Origin of the sequence: Mycobacterium talmoniae (assembly GCF_001854525.1) — a bacterium.
Lineage (GTDB): Bacteria > Actinomycetota > Actinomycetes > Mycobacteriales > Mycobacteriaceae > Mycobacterium > Mycobacterium talmoniae.
This window is the reverse complement of record NZ_MLQM01000109.1, coordinates 1-18474: the sequence shown is the minus strand read 5'-3', so window position 1 is coordinate 18474 and position 18474 is coordinate 1. Positions and strand designations below refer to the sequence as shown.

Genomic DNA, 18474 nt, shown 5'->3' with positions numbered 1-18474 from the left:
GGTGGGCCGAGGGCCGCGGAGGCGGCGCGCGTCGATTTGACCCGCCGCTGGCTGCGGGCGTTCGGTCCCGCCACCGCCGACGACATCACCTGGTGGTTCGGCAGCACCAAGACCGCGACCCGAAAGGCGTTGCGCGACATCGGCGCGTTGGAGGTCGACCTGCACGGCGCCCCCGGCTATGTGCTGCCCGACGATCTGGAGCCCGAAGCCGAAAGCGGGCCGTGGGGCGCGTTGCTGCCCGGCCTCGACGTCACCGTGATGGGGTGGTATCACCGCGACTGGTACCTCGGCGAGCACCGCGGCCAGGTATTCGACAACAACGGCAACGCCGGGCCCACGGTGTGGTGGAACGGCCGAGTGGTGGGCGGCTGGTACCAAGACGCCGATGCCCGCGTCCAACTGCAGCTGCTGGACGATCCGGGCGCTGGCGCGCGGCGGGCACTGCAGCGCCGGGCCGACGACCTCACCGCGCGGTTGGCCGGGGTGAAGGTCAGCCCGCGGTTCCCGTCACGGCTGACGAAGGCGGCTATCGGGACCCGTTAACTGGTTCGCGGCACCGCGTTTCCCTTCTGCCACATGGGTCACGGCCGGGGACCATGTGGTGTTGCGTCCGCGTTGGAGCGACAAACCGGGGTTTAGGGCCCTCCACGGACGCGCGCGCCGCCACTGGCGACGCTGGTGCCCCACTGGCCACGGATGTCACGGATTGTCGCTGGTGGGCGGCTGCCCGGCTCTGAGCGACAACGGGGTCAGATCGAGCCGGGCCGGGGTCGAGGTCATTGTCGCTGCTAGCCGGGCAGTGCCCGGCCAGCGACAATCCGTGACACCCGTGACCGGTGAGACCGCAGCGTCACCAGTGCCAGCAAGTTGGGCCGCCGGGCCCGCTAAACCCCGGTTTGTCGCTCAAAGGCGGACGCAACACCACATCCCCCGAAATCCGGGACCCCTGGGACACCTGAGGCCAAACGAGGCACACCCCGAGCCAAACCCCGGCGAAGACGACGAGGGCGGCCCCCTACCGGGTGGGATGCCCGGCACGGGCGGTGGTTACGCGCTGACCTTGCGGCGCCGCCGACGCGCCGGGGGCGCAACGGGTTCCGCGGCCGGCTCCAGCACCTCGGCGAGGAACTTGCCGGTGTAGCTTTCCGGCACCGCCGCCACCTCTTCCGGAGTGCCCTGCGCGACAACCGTTCCGCCGCCGGCGCCGCCCTCGGGTCCCATGTCGACGATCCAGTCCGACGTCTTGATCACGTCCAGGTTGTGCTCGATGACGATCACGGTGTTGCCCTTATCGACCAGGCCCGCCAGCACGTTGAGCAGTTTGCGGACGTCGTCGAAATGCAGACCGGTGGTGGGCTCGTCGAGGATGTACACGGTGCGGCCGGTGGAGCGCTTCTGCAGCTCGGACGCCAGCTTCACCCGCTGCGCCTCACCGCCGGACAGCGTCGGCGCCGGCTGCCCCAGCCGCACATACCCCAAGCCGACGTCGACCAGGGTGCGCAGGTAGCGGTGAATGCCGGTGATCGGCTCGAAGAACTCCGCCGCCTCCTCGATCGACATGTCCAGCACCTCGGAGATGGTTTTGCCCTTGTAGTGCACCTCGAGGGTTTCCCGGTTGTACCGGGCGCCGTGGCAGACCTCGCACGGCACATACACGTCGGGCAGGAAGTTCATCTCGATCTTGATGGTGCCGTCGCCGGTGCACGCCTCGCAGCGGCCGCCTTTGACGTTGAACGAGAACCGGCCGGGTTGGTAGCCGCGGACTTTGGCCTCGGTGGTGGCGGCGAACAGGCCGCGGATCTTGTCGAACACCCCGGTGTAGGTGGCCGGGTTGGACCGCGGGGTGCGCCCGATCGGGGACTGATCGACCCGCACCAGTTTGTCGACGTGATCCAGGCCGGTGACCCGGGTGTGCCGGCCGGGCACCTGGCGGGCGCCGTTGAGCTTGTTGGCCAGCACCGATGCCAGGATGTCGTTGACCAGCGTCGACTTCCCGGAGCCGGACACCCCGGTCACCGAGGTGAGCACGCCCAGCGGGAACGCCACGTCGATGCCGCGCAGGTTGTGTTCGCGCGCGCCGACCACGGTGAGCTGACGGCGCCGGTCGGCGGGTCGCCGGATCGCCGGCACCGCAATGCTTTCCCGGCCGGACAGGTAGGCGCCGGTGATCGACGCCTGGTTGCGCAGCAGCTCATCGTAGGGCCCACTGTGTACGATCTGCCCGCCGTGCTCACCGGCGGCCGGGCCGATGTCGACGATCCAGTCGGCATGCGCGATGGTGTCCAGGTCGTGTTCGACGACGATCAGGGTGTTGCCCAGATCCCGCAGCCGGGTGAGGGTTTCGATCAGCCGCCGGTTGTCGCGCTGATGCAACCCGATCGACGGCTCGTCGAGCACATAGAGCACCCCGACCAGACCGGAGCCGATCTGGGTGGCCAGCCGGATGCGTTGCGCCTCACCGCCGGACAGGGTCGCCGCCGCCCGGGACAGGGTCAGGTATTCCAGCCCGACGTCGAGCAGGAAACCGAGCCGGGACTGCACCTCCTTGAGCACCTGCCCGGCGATGGCCTGTTCCCGCGGCCCCAGGGTGAGCCCGGCCAGGAAGTCCGAGCAGTCCCCGATCGACAGCTCGCACACCTCGGCGATGGATTTGGCCCGCTCCCCGGCGGCCAAAGTGACGGCCAGGATCTCCGGCTTGAGCCGGGTGCCGTCGCACTCCGGGCACGGCACGTCACGCATGAACCCTTCGTAGCGTTCCTTCATCAGCTCCGACTCGGTCTGCTCCATCTTGCGCTGCAAAAACGCCAGCACACCCTCGAAGTCGGCGTAGTAGGACCGGGTGCGCCCGTACCGGTTGCGGTACCGGACGTGCACCTGCTCGTCGGAGCCCTCCAGGATCGCCTTGCGCGCCTTGGCCGGCAGCTTGCGCCACGGGGTGTCGACGTCGAAACCCATCGCCTCCCCGAGGCTGGCCATCATCCGGGTGAAGTACTCCGCGGTGTGGCCCATCGACCATGGCGCCACCGCGCCCTCGGCCAGGGTGCGATCCGGGTCGGGCACCACCAGGTCGGGGTCGACCTCCTTGCGGATGCCCAGCCCGCTGCACTCCGGGCAGGCGCCGTAGGGCGAGTTGAACGAGAACGACCGCGGCTCCAGGTCGTCGACCGCCAGCGGATGCCCGTTGGGGCAGGCCAGTTTCTCGGAGAATCGGTGTTCGCGGTCGTGGGCGTCGTGATCGTGGTCGACGAACTCCAGCACCACGATGCCGTCGGCCAGGCTCAGCGCGGTCTCCACCGATTCGGTGAGCCGCTGCTTGGCCGACGGCTTGACGGTGAGCCGGTCGACGACCACCTCGATGTCGTGTTTTTCCTGCTTCTTCAGCTTGGGTGGATCGGTCAGCGAATGCACCACCCCGTCGACCCGGACCCGGCTGTAGCCCTGCGCGTTGAGTTTCTCGAACAGGTCGGCGAATTCGCCCTTGCGGGTGCGCACCACCGGGGCCAGCACCTGGAACCGGGCGCCTTCGGGCATCACCAGCACCTGGTCGACGATCTGCTGCGGGGTTTGGCGGGCGATGCGCTCCCCGCACACCGGGCAGTGCGGGGTGCCCGCGCGGGCGTACAGCAGCCGCAGGTAGTCGTAGACCTCGGTGATGGTGCCGACCGTGGACCGCGGGTTGCGGTTGGTGGATTTCTGGTCGATGGACACCGCCGGGGACAGGCCCTCGATGAAGTCGACGTCCGGTTTGTCCATCTGTCCCAGGAACTGCCGGGCGTAGGCCGACAGCGACTCCACGTAGCGGCGCTGGCCCTCGGCGAAGATGGTATCGAACGCCAGCGACGACTTGCCCGAGCCGGACAGCCCGGTGAAGACGATCAACGCATCCCGCGGCAGCTCGAGGTCGACGCTGCGCAGGTTGTGCTCCCGCGCACCCTTGATGATCAGTCGGTCCGACACACTTTTCCCTTCAGCGGACGCACTACGAATCCCATGCTAGGTGCCGGTACCGACAAGTGATTGTCCAGCAGTAACGTGGCCATCATGACAGCCCTCGACGACAACTACACCGGCCACGTCGAACCCCGCACCGCGGCCCGCCGCACCCTGCCCGGGGCGACCATCGTCAAGGTGTCGGTCGGCCCGATGGACAACAACACCTACCTGGTGACGTGCGCGAAAACCGGCGAGACGCTGCTGATCGACGCCGCCAACGACGCCGACCTGCTGCTGGAGCTGGTGCGGGAGTACGCGCCCAAGGTGTCGCTGATCGTCACCAGCCACCAGCATTTCGACCACTGGCAGGCGCTGACCGCGGTGGCCGAGGCCACCGGGGCGCCCACCGCCGCCCACCAACTCGACGCCGACCCGCTGCCGGTGGCACCGGACCGCATCCTGGCCGACGGCGACACCCTCACGGTGGGCGACCTGGTGTTCGACGTCATTCACCTGCGCGGCCACACCCCCGGCTCGGTCGCGTTGGCCCTGGGCGGTGAACCCACCGGCGGGGTCACGCAGCTGTTCACCGGGGACTGCCTGTTTCCGGGCGGGGTCGGCAAGACCTGGCAGCCCGGGGACTTCGAGCGGCTGCTCGGCGATGTGACCCGCCGGGTGTTCGACGTGTACCCGGACTCCACGGTCGTCTACCCCGGCCACGGCGACGACACCACGCTGGGTGCCGAGCGCCCGCACCTGACCGAGTGGCGGGACCGGGGCTGGTAGCTCAGCCGGTGGTGTGCACGATCAGCACGTCGGTCTTCGACCGGCGCGCGACGTTGGCCGGCACCGACCCGAGCAGCCGGCCGGCGATCGTGCTCAGGCCGACGTTGCCGACCACCAGCAGGTCCGCCTTGACCTCTTCGGCCAAGTCCACCAACGCATCCACCGGGGCCCCGACGACGGAACGCTCCTCGACGCTGGCGGCCCCGGCGGCGTGGGCCCGCTCGCTGGCTTCCCGCAGGATCGCGTAGATGGGGGCGTTCCCGGACGTTTTGTACCCCTCGTCCTTGAGCATGTCCGACGCCCGCGGGTCGTCGGCGCCGGGGAGATACGCGGTCGCCACAATCAGTTTCGCGCCCGGCCCGGACGCGAGCGCGCCCGCGCGGTCGACGGCGCGCAGCGACGAATCCGAGCCGTCCGTGCCGACCACCACGGTCTGATACGCGCTCATCAATACCCTCCCACTGCTCAGTTAAACGGCCATCGAGACAGTAACCTGTCGCCGGGCCGCAAGGGGTGCGATTGACGACACAGCCGTGTCGGATCCCGGCCCGACCGGCGCAAATACCCGACCGGGCCCGACGTGACCTTGCCGACAGTGACCGGCGCCGCTGTCGCGCCGTCCGCGTTGGCTAATTCCGCCACCACGGCCGGGGTGACGGTCAACACTGCAACCAGGGTCGCCACCACCCCGGTAACGTGACCGTCGATTAGTGACCGAACACGAGTAGCGAACACATTGAATACTGTCCTCACCCCCGAGCGGGTAACCAGCGAAACCCAGCCGGCGCGGCGGCGTGCCCGGCGGTGGGACGCGGTCTGGATTGCGGTGTTCGCCAGCGTCCTCAGCGCGGCGGGCGCCAGCCACCCGTCGTTGTGGTTCGACGAGGCCGCCACCATCTCGGCGTCGGCGAATCGGTCCTTGCCCGAATTGTGGCGGCTGCTGGGGCATATCGACGCGGTGCACGGCCTGTACTACCTAGTCATGCACGGCTGGTACGCGGTCTTCCCGGCCACCGAGTTCTGGTCGCGGGTGCCCAGCTGCCTGGCGGTCGGGGTGGGCACCGCCGGGGTGGTGGTGTTGGCGCGGCAATTCGCGACCCGTCGCGTCGCGGTGTGCGCGGGCGTCGTGTTCGCGATCCTGCCGCGGATGACCTGGGCGGGCATCGAGGCGCGCTCCTACGCGTTCGCGGCGATGGCCGCGGTGTGGCTGACGGTGCTGTGCGTCACCGCGATCCGGCGCGACCGGGCGGCGCTGTGGCTGGCCTACGGCCTGGCGGTGGTGGCCGCGACCCTGCTCAACGTGTTTGTGGTGCTCATCGTCGCGGTGCACGGCGTGCTGCTCTGGGTGCTGCCGTGTCGACGGTCGACGGTCGGGTGGTGGGCGGGTACCTCGACCGTGGCGGTGGCCGCGCTGATCCCGTTTCTGCTGTTCAGCCAGACCCAGATCTACCAGGTCGGCTGGATCTCGCGGCTGAACTGGCACAACATCGTCGACGTTGCGCAGCAGCAGTATTTCGACGACAGCGTGCCGTTCGCGGTGCTCGCCGGCATCGTCTTCGTGGCCGCCATCGCGATCCGGGTGACCGGCCGGTGGCAGCCGGACGACCAGACCCGGCAGCTGCTGATCCTCTGCGCGGCCTGGATCGTGATCCCGACCGGTGTCCTGTTGATCTACTCCGCGGTGAGCAAACCGATCTACTACCCGCGCTACCTGTTGTTCACCGCCCCCGCCATGGCCATCCTGCTCGCGGTGTGCATTGCGGCGCTCGCGACCCGGCCCCGGTCGCTGGTGTCGGTGCTGGTGCTGTTCGCGGTGGCGGCGGCCCCGAACTACGTGGGCACCCAGCGGGGTCGCCACGCCAAGGAGGGCTGGGATTACAGCCAGGTGGCCGACGTGATCCAGGCGCAGGCCGCCCCGGGTGACTGCCTGGTGGTGGACAACACCACCGGCTGGGCGCCCGGGCCGATCCGGGCGCTGCTGGCGGGGCGGCCCGCGGCATTTGAGCATCTGGTCGACCCGGGCCGCGGTCCCCGCGGCCCGGCGATCGGCCGGCTGTGGGACGGGCACATCGCGGTGTGGCTGGTGGCCGACCAGCTGCGCAAGTGCCGGGTGGTCTGGACGATCACCAACCATGACAAGACGCTGCCCGCCGAGCAGTCCGGGGCCCGGCTGCCGCCGGGACCGCGGTTTGCCCGCACCCCGGATTTTCGGGTGCTCAACGGCCTCGGCTTCCACGTCGTGCAGCGCTGGCAGTTCAGCTTCGCTCAGGTGATCAAGTCCACCCGCTGATCGCCGTGCGTGTGCCGATCGCCGAGCGTGCGCTCACGGCGGAAAATCACGAAAAACCTCGCCACAGACGCACGTTCGGCGCGGCGGCGGGCGCGGCGGGCCGAGGATTCAGGCGCGGGGCACGCTGAGCGCCTCCATCGGCGCCGCGGTGGCCTGTCCACGGCTGGCCCGGCTCGAGGCCAGCACCCCGACGGTGGCGAGCACCGCGAAGACCGCGAACAGCCAGCGGGCCGCGGAGGCGTCGCCGCCGTCGGCCATATTGACCACCACCCCGGCCACCCCGGCGCCGAACGCCCCGGAGATCAGTTGCACGGTGCTGATCGCGGCGGCGGCCGTGCCGCCTTCGGCCGGGTCGTCGACGCAGCCCATCGCCCACGCCGACAGGTGCGGCCACGCCGCCCCGACCCCGGCGCCGACGGTGAACAATGCCAGCGCCCAGATCGCCGCGACGGCCACCGGGCTGTGGTGACCCAAATGGGTGACCGCGGCGACCGCCAGGCCCCCGGCCACCATCAACGGCGCGGCCGCCACCAGGTTCGCGATCACCCGGCGCCTGTTCAACGAGGCGCTGACGAATTCGCTGACCGTCCAGCCGATCGACAGCGCCGCGCCCAGGAACCCGGCCGCCAGCGGAAGCAGATGCGCCAGCCGCTGCCCCAGCAGCGGCACGTACAGGTTGGCCTTGGTGGCGGCCATCAACAGGCCCAGCGTGAGGTAGATCCACTTCTCCCGGCCGGGGTGGAAGATGCTGGGCGGCAACACCGCGACCGGGGCACGCCGGTCGACGACCACAAACGCCCAGACCAGCAGGCCGCCGAAGGCGAGCAGCCCGGCGGCCGCGATAAAGCTGTGCGGGAGTTCGGCGGCGCTGACCGCCAGCGCGGCGGCACCCAGGATCAGCAGCGACCGCACCGGCATCCGGATCGGTTCGCCGGGATGTTCGTCACGTCCGGCCGGCAGCACCACGCTGACCGCGACGGCCATCGCCACGGTCAGCATCGCCAGCGCCGAGAACGTCCACCGCCATAGCCCCCACTGCGCGAAGAAGCCGCCCACGGCCGGCCCCACCAGGGTGCCGACCCCCCACATCGCCGACACCAGCGCCGACGCCCGGGTCCACAGCGCGCTGGGCAGCACCGCGTTGATCAGCGCATAGCCCAGCCCGGCCAGCAGGCCGCCGCCCACGCCCTGCAGCAGGCGGCCGGTCAGCAGGATCTCCATCTTGGGTGCCAGCGCACACACCAGGCTGCCCGCGCCGAACACGGTGAGCCCCAACAGGTAGGACGACCGCGCACCGATGCGCACCAGCACCGAATTGACCGCGGCGGCGGCGACCACCGACCCGACCAGGTACAGCGTGGTCACCCAGGCGTACAGCCGCTCGCCGCCGATATCGGCGATCGTGCTGGGCAGCAGGCTGATCGTGAGGAATTCGTTGGTGGCGTAGAGGACCACCCCACCGGCGAGCACGGCCGCGGTCCCCAAATATCGTGGGCCCAGGAGCTCGCGCCAGCTGCCGGTGGTGCCGATCGGGTCAGACGCTGCCGCTTCGGTTAGGTGCACCACCGTGTGCAGTCAACCACGGTTGGCAGCGACACGCTAACCTCGCTCCCCAGCCCGGGCGCGTCACTTCAGCCCGGCGGCGTCCATGCCGCGCAGTTCCTTCTTCAGGTCGGCGATCTCGTCGCGGATCCGGGCGGCCAGCTCAAACTGCAGGTCACGGGCCGCGGTCATCATCTGTTCGGTCAAATCCTTGATCAGGTCCGCCAGCTCGGCGCGCGGCATATTGGCGGTGTCGCGGCCCTCGAACACGCCGGCGCTGACCGCGCGGCCCGGCTCACCCTGGGCGCGTCGGCCGCGTGAGGCGTTACGCCCGGATCCGCCGATCTCGACGGTCTCGCTGTCGTCGGCCTCCCGGTACACCTGGTCGAGGATGTCGGCGATCTTTTTCCGCAGCGGCTGCGGGTCGATGCCGTTGGCCTCGTTGTAGGCGATCTGCTTGGCGCGGCGCCGCTCGGTTTCGTCGATGGCCTCCCGCATCGAGTCGGTGATGCTGTCGGCGTACATGTGCACCTCGCCGGACACGTTGCGGGCGGCGCGGCCGATGGTCTGGATCAGGCTGCGGGTGGACCGCAGGAAGCCCTCCTTGTCGGCGTCGAGGATCGCCACCAGCGACACCTCCGGCAGGTCCAGGCCCTCGCGCAGCAGGTTGATGCCGACCAGCACGTCGTAGTCGCCGAGCCGCAGCTGGCGCAGCAGCTCCACCCGGCGCAGCGTGTCGACCTCGGAGTGCAGGTAGCGCACCCGGATGCCCAGCTCCAGCAGGTAGTCGGTGAGGTCCTCGGCCATCTTCTTGGTCAGCGTGGTGACCAGCACCCGCTGGTCGGCCTCCGCGCGGGCGCGGATCTCCCCGATCAGGTCGTCGATTTGCCCCTTGGTGGGTTTGACCACCACCTTCGGGTCGACCAGCCCGGTCGGCCGAATCACCTGCTCGACGAACTCGCCACCGGTCTGGGACAGCTCATAGGGGCCCGGGGTGGCCGACATGTACACCGTCTGCCCGATCCGGTCGGCGAACTCCTCCCAGGTCAGCGGCCGGTTGTCGCACGCCGACGGCAGCCGGAAGCCGTACTCGACCAGGTTGCGTTTGCGGGACATGTCGCCCTCGTACATCCCGCCGATCTGCGGCACCGTGACGTGTGACTCGTCGATGACCAGCAGGAAGTCCTCGGGGAAATAGTCCAGCAGCGTCGCCGGCGGGCTGCCGGGCCCGCGCGCGTCGATGTGCCGTGAATAGTTCTCGATGCCCGAGCAGAACCCGACCTGGCGCATCATCTCGATGTCGTAGTTGGTGCGCATCCGCAGCCGCTGCGCCTCCAGCAGCTTGCCCTGCCGTTCGAGTTCGGCGAGGCGTTCGGCCAGCTCCTCCTCGATGGTGGAGATGGCGAGCGCCATCCGCTCCGGACCGGCCACGTAGTGGGTGGCCGGGAAGATCCGCAGCGAATCCACCTTGCGGACCACGTCGCCGGTCAGCGGGTGCAGGTAGTACAGCTCCTCGATCTCGTCGCCGAAGTATTCGATGCGGACCGCCAGCTCCTCATAGGACGGGATGATCTCGACGGTGTCGCCACGGACCCGGAACGAGCCGCGGGTGAACGACAGGTCGTTGCGGGTGTACTGCACGTCGACCAGCAGCCGCAGCAGCGCGTCGCGGGGCACCTCGGTGCCGACCCGCAGCTCGACCGAGCGGTCCAGGTAGGACTGCGGGGTGCCCAGGCCGTAGATGCAGGACACCGACGCCACCACCACCACGTCGCGGCGGGACAGCAGGCTGGAGGTCGCCGAGTGCCGCAACCGCTCGACGTCGTCGTTGATCGAGCTGTCCTTCTCGATGTAGGTGTCGGTCTGGGCGATGTACGCCTCCGGCTGGTAGTAGTCGTAGTACGAGACGAAGTACTCGACGGCGTTGTGCGGCAACATCTCCCGCAGCTCGTTGGCGAGCTGGGCGGCCAGCGTCTTGTTCGGCGCCATCACCAGGGTGGGCCGTTGCAGCCGCTCGATCAGCCAGGCGGCGGTGGCGGATTTGCCGGTGCCGGTGGCGCCGAGCAGCACCACGTCCCGCTCCCCCGCACTGATCCGCCGTTCCAGCTCGTCGATCGCGGTGGGCTGGTCCCCGGCCGGCGCGTACGGGCTGACCACCTCGAACCGGCCGCCGGTGCGCACCAGCCCCGCCACGTCCTCTGCGGCCGGGCGGTACTCCGAATGCGCAACGATGGGGTGTTCTGTTGCGAAAGCCATGGTCACCAGGGTAGGCCGGGGCACCGACAAGGCGGCACGCCCGGGCGTGACTGAGATCGACGTCTAAATTTCGCAAAACCGCCTTTTGAGGGGCTATGTGTCAATCTGGGCGTCGATTTCAGCAGCGACCTGCTTAGAATCGTCCATCCACCCGCCTAAGCATGAGACGTTCGACCTGGTCGCGCGCACCAACACCGACCCCAAGGGGATCGTTCGCGCCGTGGACGTGTACACGGTGCGGCCGTGGGGCCTCTACATGGCCCGGCCGACGCCCGGCCGCGCCCAATTCCACTACCTGGAGTCGTGGCTGCTGCCGGCGCTGGGGCTGCGGGTGAGCGTGTTCCATTTCAGCCCCGGCCACGAGCGCGACCAGGACTTCTACCTCGACGTCGGCGACTACACGCCCGGCCCGGACCGGTGGCGGTCGATGGACCACTACCTGGATTTGGTGGTGCGGACCGGACGCGACACCGCACTCACCGACGTGGACGAGCTGCTGGAAGCCCACCGGCTGGGGCTAGTGTCCACGGCCACAGCGGAACTGGCGGTCCAGCGCGCCACCACGGCGGTGGCCGGGCTGGCCGCGCACGGCCACGACCTGGACCGCTGGCTGGCCAGTACCGGCGTCGTGCTGACCTGGCGGGATCGGCCTACTCGACCGGCACCGGGATCTCGGTAGTGACCGCATCCTCGGAGCCGGGGTCGGGTTTGGTGGCGCGGTGGCGGGGGGTCAGCGTCGAGGTGGGCAGCACCTTGATCGGCCACCAGAACCAGCGTCCCAGCAGCGCCGCGATCGCCGGGGTCATGAACGCGCGGATGATGAAGGTGTCGAACAGCAGCCCCAGGCAGATCGCCGACCCGGCCTGACCGATGGACACCAGGTCGCTGGTGATCATCGAGCCCATGGTGAACGCGAACACCAGACCGGCCTGGGTGGCCACGCTGCCCGACCCGCCGACACCGCGGATGATCGCCGTTTTCATGCCGGCGCCGAGTTCTTCCTTGAACCGGGAGACCAGCAGCAGGTTGTAGTCCGAGCCCACCGCCAACAGGATGATGACGGTGATCGGCAGCACGAACCAGTGCAGCTCCAAGCCCAGGATGTGTTGCCACAGCAGCACCGAGAGCCCGAACGACGAGCCGAGTGAGATCGCGATCGTCCCGACGATCACCCCGGCCGCCACGATGCTGCGGGTGATCACCAGCATGATGATCAGGATCAGGCTCAGCGACGCGATCACCGCGATCATCAGGTCGTACTTCACGAACTCACCGATGTCGTGATACGTCGGGGCGGTGCCCCCCAGGTAGAGCTTGGATCCCTCCAGCGGGGTGCTCTTGATGGCTTCCTTGGCCGCCTTGAGCTCGGCCTCGGTCTTGGCCAACGCCTCGTTGGACGCCGGGTCACCCTCGTGCGTGACGATGACCTGCGCGGACCGGCCGTCCGGGGAGACCAGCAGCTTGAGGCCCTTCTGGAAGTCGGCGTTGTCGAACGCCTCCGGCGGCAGGTAGAAGAAGTCGTCGTTCTTGGCCGCGTCGAAGGCCTGGCCCATCACGGTCGCCGTGTCGGTCATCCGGCTCATCTGGTTGATGAGCCCGTTGAAGCTGCTGTACATGGTCAGCGTGGTGTTGCGGATGTCCTTGGAGATCGCGATCATCGGCGGAATCTGGGCCACCAGCTGCGGCGTGATCTCATCCATCCGTTGCACGTCGGCCAGCATCGAATTCATGTTGTCGGTCATCTTGTCGATGCCGTCGAGGCCGTCGAAGATGGACCGCAGCGACCAGCAGATCGGGATGTCGAAGCAGTGCGGTTCCCAGTAGAAGTAGTTGCGCATGGGCCGCCAGAAATCGTCGAAATCCGCGATGTGATCCCGCATCTCGTCGGCGGTCGCCTTCAGATCCGTGGTGTCGCCGACCATCTGGTGGGTGGTGTCGGCCATCTGCTGCATCAGGTCGTGCATGCGCTCCATGATGGCGATCATCTCGCCGAGCTGATCGGTCATATGCAGCATGTCGGCCATCCGGTCCTTGAGGTAATTCAAGTTCTCGGTGATCGGCACCGACTGCATACTGACCTGGAACGGGACCGAACTGTGGTCGATCGGCGCCCCCAACGGCCGGGTGATGCTCTGCACCTTGTTGATGCCCTCCACCCGCAGCACGTTTTTCGCGATGCGGTCCAACACCAGCATGTTGCCCGGGTTACGCAGATCCTGGTTGGCCACGATGAGCAGGACGTCGGGGTTCATCCGCGCCTTGGAGAAGTGCCGGTCCGAGGCGTGGTAGCCCTGAATCGACGGCAGGCTGGCCGGGATGAAGTACCGGTCGTTGTAGTTCACCGAATAGGTCGGGAGCACCCCGAGGCCGATCAACGCGACGATGATCGTCACCGCCAAAATCGGTCCGGGCCACCGCACGATGGCGGTCCCGATGCGCCGCCACCCCTGGGTGGTGACCTTGCGCTTGGATTCCAGCAGACCGAAGCGGGTGCCGATCAGCAGCACCGCCGGACCCATCGTCAGCGCCCCGGCCACCACCACCAGCATGCCCAGCGAGCAGGGCACCCCCAACGATTCGAAGTACGGCAACCGGGTGAACTTCAGGCAGAACATGGCGCCGGCGATGGTCAACCCCGAACCCAGGATGACGTGCGAAACGCTGTGGTACGTCGTGTAATAGGCCGCGATGCGATCCTGGCCGGCCGCGCGCGCTTCCTGGTAGCGGCCGATGAGGAAGATCGCGTAGTCGGTACCGGCCGCGATCGCCAGCGACGTCAGCATGTTCACCGCGAAGGTGGACAAGCCGATGATGTGGTGGTGGGCCAGCACGGCGATCAGTCCACGCGCCGCGCCGAGTTCGACGAACACGGTGAACAAGATGAGCAGCATCGTCGCGATGGAGCGATAGACCGTCAGCAGCATGACCATGATGACCACGAACGTGATCAGCGTCATCTTGAGCATGCTCTTGTCGCCGGCGTCGTTCATGTCCATGGTCAGCGCGGCCTGACCGGTGACGTAGACCTTCAACCCCGGCGGTGGGGTGTTGCGCTCGACGATGTCGCGCACCGACTGGACGGATTCCTTGCCCGCCGTGGTGCCTTGGTCACCGACCAGGTTCAGCTGCACGTAGGCGGACTTGCCGTCCATGCTCTGGGCGCCGCCGGCGGTGATCCGGTCGCCCCAGAAGTCCTGCACGTATTCGACGTGCCCTTTGTCGTCTTTGAGCTGGGTGACCAGGCGGTGGTAGTAGTCGCGCGCCTGATCGCCGAGCGGCTGGTCGCTTTCCAGCAGCACCATGATCATGCTGTCGGAGTCGAACTGCTGGAACTCCGAACCCTGCTTTTTGATCGCCTTGTAGGACGGCGCGTCCCGCGACGCCAGCGAGACCGAGTTCTCTTTTCCGACCTCTTCCAGCTGCGGCACAACGACATTCACCAGGACGGTGAACACCAGCCAGCCCAGGATGATCGGCACGGACAGCCGGCGGATGGTCACCGCGATCCGGGATGCTTTGGCCTCGGCCATGTGCGCGCTCATGCGGACTTCACCAGGCAGAACACCTGCGCGTTGTGGGTCGTCACCGACTGCTCGTCGCGGACCTCACCGTTGACGATGATCCGGCAGCCGATGGAGTTGCTGTCCCCCTGGGCGACGACGTTGGCGAAGATCGAGGTGAGTTTGGTCGAGATCGTGTACGACCACGGCAGCGTCGTGAAGTCGGCGTGCTGGGGTTGGGAGTGCTCGTCGAGGAAGTTCGCCTGGCCGGTCGTGCCCGGCGGCCCGAACACCTCATAGATCACGTCTTTGGGGATGACCGGTTTGGATTCGTCGATGATGTCACTCGACGACTTCTTGGCGTCGACCATGCCGTGCAGCCGGAAGACGGCGAACCCGGCGGTGGCGACGACCACCACGATGACCAGCGGTATCCACGCCCGCTTCACGACCGTAAAAATCTCACGTCCCCTTCAACCCGCAAACGTCATCGATCCGCGCACCGGTGCGCGTGGGGCCGTTGCCCACGCATGTCTTAAGCGCCCAGGCATCGGGTTTAATTCCGTCGCCGTCGGCCCCGTTTCTCGGCAAGCCCTCAGTAATTCGTAAGGCATGCTACATAACTTTTTTGTCGAAGTGTATCTGTTAAATCGGTCACATTCTCGCCGCTAGTATCCGCGAACGTTCATTATCAGATTTAGCTGAGCAGCCGTAATAATGCTGTAAATACATGTAATAACTCCAAATTATAGTTTGCTTGCTGCCGCTCACCGCTACCCGCTCGGTGACCGTCTCGGCGGCGCTCCGACCGGGTGAGCCGCTCCTGAACGCGGCTGCCGGTGGCCGTAATCACCGCGTCGACACAGGCGTGATCCGCGTCACACATCCGGCGCTCACGGGCATTGGGACGGCTCAATCCGCGCCGAAGCCGCTCCGATCGGCGATCCGCCAGCAAATATCTGCAGCGGTCGGGATGCGGCGCTACGGACGCCAGTCGACGGCGTCGGCCCACTCCCAGGCCCGCCGGTAGGCGTCGCGGAACCACGGTTCTTTCGCGTCGGCGTAGTCGCCGCCGTCCGAATGTGCCGCCGCGACTTGCCGTTTGACGTCGACATACTCCGAGCGCACCGCGGGGTTGGCGGCCAGCCAGGCGCCGAACAGCAGCGCGAACTGCTGACCGGGCCAGCCGTCCACCCGCAGGTGCACAAACGTCGGCCGGCCCGGGTCGGCCGATCCGTGGATCCGCTTGCCCCACAACGCGGGGTCGTTGCTGTGGTCGAATGCGGGCACGGTGCTGCGGGCGTCGAGTTTGACGTCGTCGCCGGTGATCTGGTCGATGCGGGGATACCCGGCGGCCCGCAGCGCCTCGGCGAGTTCGTCGGCGGCGGTGAGCGATTCGACGGTGACCTGGATGTCGATGACGTCCTTGGCGGCCAGCCCGGGCACCGAGGTCGAGCCGATGTGATCCACCCGTATCGCCGCCGCGCCGCAGGCGACCCGGAGGCGCTGACAGATGCGCTGGCCTTCGGCGGCCCAGCCCGGATCGGCGGGCACCACCCGCACCGGCCGCCGCACCACCTGCCCGGCGCCGAGGTTGTGGGCGAACGGCGCGATGCGCCGCTGCCACAGCTCGCGGGCGGCCGCGCGGAGGTCCGCCGGACTGCCCGAGTTGTCCAACCAGACATCGGCGACCGCGCGCCGCTGCTCCTCGGTGGCCTGGGCGGCGATCCGGGCCCGCGCGTCGGCCTCGGTCATCCCCCGCTGCCCGGTCAACCGCTGAATCCGGGTCTCGACATCGGCGTGCACGATCACCACCAGCGGAAACAGCGGCGCCATCTGCGATTCGACCAGCAGCGGGATGTCCTCCACGATCACCGCGTCCGCGGCGGCCGCCGCGATCAACTCCGCGCGCCGGCGCCCCACCAACGGGTGCACGATGCCGTTCAGCGTGGCCCGTTTCTGGTCGTCGCTGAACGCGACCGCGGCCAGCGCCGGACGGTTCAGCGCCCCGTCGGGCAGCAGAATCTCCGACCCGAACGCGTCGACCAGCGCCGCCAACCCCTCGGTGCCGGGTTCGACGACCTCGCGGGCGATGACATCACCGTCGACGATGATGCCGCCGCACTCGCTGAAGGTCGCCGACACCGTCGACTTGCCGGCGCCGATACCGCCGGTCAGCCCGATCCGCAGCATCCGCACACCCCTAGCGCGAGATTGAAACCTGGCAGGTGGCTACTCGCACAAACGCTGCGAGATTTCAATCTCGCAGCGTTTGCACGGCGGTTAGGCGTTGCCGGCGAGCTTCTCCCGCAGCGCAGCCAGCTGCTCGTCGCTGGCCAGCGATCCGCCGGCCGACTCCTCACGCTGCGTGCCGTTGCCCGAAGAGTGCTCGGACTCGCCGTGGTCGGCGGCGGCGAACTTCTCCATCTGCGCGGTGTGCATCTTGTGGCGACGCTCGGCCTCGGCGTAGCGGGCCTCCCATTCGGCGCGCTGCTTCTCGAAGCCCTCGAGCCACTCGTTGGTCTCCGCGTCGAAGCCCTCCGGGAAGATGTAGTTGCCCTGCTCGTCGTAGGAGTCGGCCATGCCGTACTTCGACGGGTCGAACTCCTCGGTGTAGTCCTCGTTGGCCTGCTTGAGGCTCAGCGAGATACGCCGGCGCTCCAGGTCGATGTCGATGACCTTGACCATCGCGTCGTCGCCGACGGCGACCACCTGGTCCGGCACCTCGACGTGGTGCTCGGCCAGCTCGGAGATGTGCACCAGACCCTCGATGCCCTCCTCGACCCGGACGAACGCGCCGAACGGCACCAGCTTGGTGACCTTGCCCGGCACGATCTGGCCGATCGCGTGGGTGCGGGCGAAGTGCCGCCACGGGTCTTCCTGAGTCGCCTTGAGCGACAACGACACCCGCTCGCGGTCCATGTCCACGTCGAGCACCTCGACGGTGACCTCGTCGCCGACCTGCACCACCTCGGACGGGTGGTCGATGTGCTTCCAGCTCAGCTCGGAGACGTGCACCAGGCCGTCCACCCCGCCGAGGTCGACGAACGCGCCGAAGTTGACGATCGAGGACACCACACCCTTGCGGATGGCGCCCTTCTGCAGCTGGTTGAGGAACTCGCTACGCACCTCGGACTGGGTCTGCTCCAGCCAGGCCCGCCGGCTCAGCACCACGTTGTTGCGGTTCTTGTCCAGCTCGATGATCTTGGCTTCGATCTCTTTGCCGATGTAGGGCTGCAGGTCACGGACCCGGCGCATCTCCACCAGCGACGCCGGCAGGAAGCCGCGCAGCCCGATGTCCAGGATCAGGCCGCCCTTGACGACCTCGATGACGGTGCCCTTGACGGCCTCGTCCTTCTCCTTGAGCGCCTCGATCGTGCCCCAGGCGCGCTCGTACTGCGCGCGCTTCTTGGACAGGATCAGCCGGCCTTCCTTGTCCTCCTTGGTGAGAACCAGGGCCTCGACCTCGTCGCCGACGGACACCACCTCGTGGGGGTCGACGTCGTGCTTGATGGACAGCTCGCGGGACGGAATGACGCCTTCGGTCTTGTATCCGATGTCGAGCAGGACCTCATCCCGGTCAACTTTGACGATGGTCCCTTCGACGATGTCGCCATCGTTGAAGTATTTGATCGTTTTGTCGATGGCGGCGAGAAAGTCCTCGGCGGAGCCGATGTCGTTGACGGCTACTTGCGGCGAGGTGACGGCGGGACTTGGCATATGGGAGGTTGCTCCGGACAGGTGAGGTCGTAGGGACGGGACGTTATTTTTCTGTGCATGCTGCGGCCCGCGATCGAGTCGCGAGCTACCTGTCGAGGCTACTCGACTTGCTCTACGCTGACCAAACTCACCCCGATCTAGCCGCCGGCGGCCCGCCGCACCCGGGCGCCCAGCGAGTCCGAAACCAGGCCGCCGGGCATCACCCACTGCTCCGGTTCCCGCTCGACGAACTGCGCCATCGCGTCGGCGATGCGCTGCGAGGTGGTCTGGACCAGCGCGTTCAGGTTCGGGTCGTCGCGGTCGACCGGGCCGCCGGCGCGGATCGGCGGGCCCAGCACGGGTTCGCGCCGGTGCCGGGCCTGAAACACCGCACCGGGAACGATCGCGGCGCCGGTGCGCAGGGCCAGCAGCGCCGGTCCGGAGCCGATGGTGCGGCGGGTGCCCGCC

The 18474-nt window shown here is 68.0% G+C and carries 12 protein-coding genes and 1 pseudogene; 4 read left to right on the top strand and 9 right to left on the bottom strand.

The window, feature by feature from the left end; translation table 11 throughout:
* Window positions 1-543 (top strand): DNA glycosylase AlkZ-like family protein (locus tag BKN37_RS17975; protein WP_165618355.1); only part of this gene is annotated, 543 nt, incomplete at its 5' end.
* A 504-nt stretch (window positions 544-1047) separates the two neighbouring features.
* On the opposite strand, the gene uvrA is transcribed toward BKN37_RS17975, so the two are convergent.
* Window positions 1048-3957 (bottom strand): excinuclease ABC subunit UvrA, encoded by a 2910-nt coding sequence (gene uvrA, locus BKN37_RS17970; protein WP_071028306.1) that lies wholly within the window; start codon window positions 3955-3957, stop codon window positions 1048-1050.
* 84 nt (window positions 3958-4041) lie between these two features.
* Between uvrA and BKN37_RS17965 the strand changes: the two genes are divergently transcribed.
* Window positions 4042-4719, top strand: a complete 678-nt coding sequence (locus tag BKN37_RS17965) for an MBL fold metallo-hydrolase (RefSeq protein WP_071028314.1) — start codon at window positions 4042-4044, stop codon at window positions 4717-4719.
* 1 nt (window position 4720) lies between these two features.
* Here BKN37_RS17965 and BKN37_RS17960 read toward each other — a convergent pair whose 3' ends face one another.
* Complete coding sequence (locus tag BKN37_RS17960) at window positions 4721-5167, bottom strand: universal stress protein (protein WP_071028304.1); 447 nt, start codon at window positions 5165-5167, stop codon at window positions 4721-4723.
* A gap of 288 nt (window positions 5168-5455) precedes the next feature.
* Between BKN37_RS17960 and BKN37_RS17955 the strand changes: the two genes are divergently transcribed.
* Window positions 5456-7009: a glycosyltransferase family 39 protein gene (locus BKN37_RS17955; protein ID WP_071028302.1), complete on the top strand. Its 1554-nt coding sequence runs from the start codon at window positions 5456-5458 to the stop codon at window positions 7007-7009.
* Between the two features lie 108 nt (window positions 7010-7117).
* On the opposite strand, the gene BKN37_RS17950 is transcribed toward BKN37_RS17955, so the two are convergent.
* Together BKN37_RS17950 and uvrB are read right to left on the bottom strand one after the other, a co-directional pair.
* A complete protein-coding gene (locus BKN37_RS17950) occupies window positions 7118-8575 on the bottom strand; it encodes an MFS transporter (RefSeq protein WP_071028301.1) in 1458 nt (485 codons plus the stop codon).
* Window positions 8576-8635: 60 nt separating this feature from the next.
* Complete coding sequence (gene uvrB, locus BKN37_RS17945; protein WP_071028312.1) at window positions 8636-10807, bottom strand: excinuclease ABC subunit UvrB; 2172 nt, start codon at window positions 10805-10807, stop codon at window positions 8636-8638.
* Between the two features lie 145 nt (window positions 10808-10952).
* Here uvrB and BKN37_RS17940 point away from each other — a divergent pair, with 145 nt between their 5' ends.
* Entirely contained in the window at window positions 10953-11486 is a 534-nt protein-coding gene (locus BKN37_RS17940) for a ribonuclease FAU-1 family protein (RefSeq protein WP_071028308.1), read from the top strand.
* Here BKN37_RS17940 and BKN37_RS17935 read toward each other — a convergent pair.
* From BKN37_RS17935 to BKN37_RS29245, 5 genes and pseudogenes are all read right to left on the bottom strand, one after another.
* Window positions 11458-14349 carry an MMPL/RND family transporter gene (locus tag BKN37_RS17935; RefSeq protein WP_083341877.1) on the bottom strand — a complete coding sequence of 964 codons (2892 nt, stop codon included), beginning with the start codon at window positions 14347-14349 and terminating at the stop codon, window positions 11458-11460. The genes BKN37_RS17940 and BKN37_RS17935 overlap by 29 nt on opposite strands.
* Entirely contained in the window at window positions 14346-14768 is a 423-nt protein-coding gene (locus BKN37_RS17930) for an MmpS family transport accessory protein (RefSeq protein WP_083341876.1), read from the bottom strand. The genes BKN37_RS17935 and BKN37_RS17930 overlap by 4 nt, the downstream gene beginning before the upstream one ends.
* Before the next feature lie 520 nt (window positions 14769-15288).
* Window positions 15289-16500 (bottom strand): dephospho-CoA kinase, encoded by a 1212-nt coding sequence (gene coaE / locus BKN37_RS17925; RefSeq protein WP_071028299.1) that lies wholly within the window; start codon window positions 16498-16500, stop codon window positions 15289-15291.
* Window positions 16501-16590: 90 nt separating this feature from the next.
* Window positions 16591-18027, bottom strand: coding sequence for a 30S ribosomal protein S1 (gene rpsA, locus BKN37_RS17920; protein WP_071028298.1), 1437 nt, complete (start codon window positions 18025-18027; stop codon window positions 16591-16593).
* Window positions 18028-18164: 137 nt separating this feature from the next.
* Window positions 18165-18474 (bottom strand): annotated as a pseudogene (locus tag BKN37_RS29245) (hypothetical protein); the annotation flags it as partial.